The sequence below is a fragment of the Leucobacter sp. M11 genome, from assembly GCF_035726885.1.
Lineage (GTDB): Bacteria > Actinomycetota > Actinomycetes > Actinomycetales > Microbacteriaceae > JAPFRB01.
Genome location: NZ_JAPFRB010000004.1, coordinates 479922 through 480617, shown reverse-complemented (window position 1 = coordinate 480617; position 696 = coordinate 479922). Strand labels below are relative to the sequence as shown.

Sequence of the window (696 nt, the reverse complement as noted above, 5' to 3'; positions counted from 1 at the left end):
CCGACGGCCTGCTCGCGATCTTCTTCTTCATGGTCGGGCTCGAGCTCAAGCGCGAGTTCGTGGAGGGCGACCTCCGCAACCCGAAGACCGCGATCGTGCCCGTGGCGGCCGCCCTCGGCGGCGTCGCCATCCCCGCGGTGCTCTACGCCGCGATCAACTGGGGCCAGGCCAGCGTGCACGGCTGGGCCATCCCGACCGCGACCGACATCGCCTTCGCCGTCGCCGTGCTCGCGATCATCGCCCCCCGGCTCCCCCCGGCGCTGCGGATGTTCCTCCTCACGCTCGCCGTCGTGGACGACCTCGTCGCCATCGGCATCATCGCCATCTTCTACACGAGCGACCTGAACTTCCTGCTCCTCATCGCGGCCGTCGTGCCGATCGCGCTCTACGCGGTGCTCGCGAACCGCTTCCAGTCGTGGTTTGCCACGTCCAGCTGGGGTGCCTGGCTCATCCTGCTCCCCATCGGCGTGGTCGCCTGGGCCCTCGTGCACGGCTCCGGGATCCACGCGACCGTGGCCGGGGTGCTGCTCGCCTTCACGGTGCCCGTGAAACGCCGCGACTCCTCCCCGGGCCGCGGCCTGGCCGAGGTGATGGAGCACCGCTTCCGTCCCCTGTCGACCGGCTTCGCCGTGCCGATCTTCGCCTTCTTCGCCTCGGGCGTTGCCCTCACCGGCGGCGCGGCCGCGTTCCAGGACC

At 71.1% G+C, this 696-nt stretch carries 1 protein-coding gene; it reads left to right on the top strand.

Features of this window, described 5'->3' with window-relative positions; translation table 11 throughout:
• Positions 1 to 696: Na+/H+ antiporter NhaA (locus tag OOT08_RS14460; RefSeq protein ID WP_325093676.1), on the top strand; the 696-nt coding region annotated here is incomplete at both ends.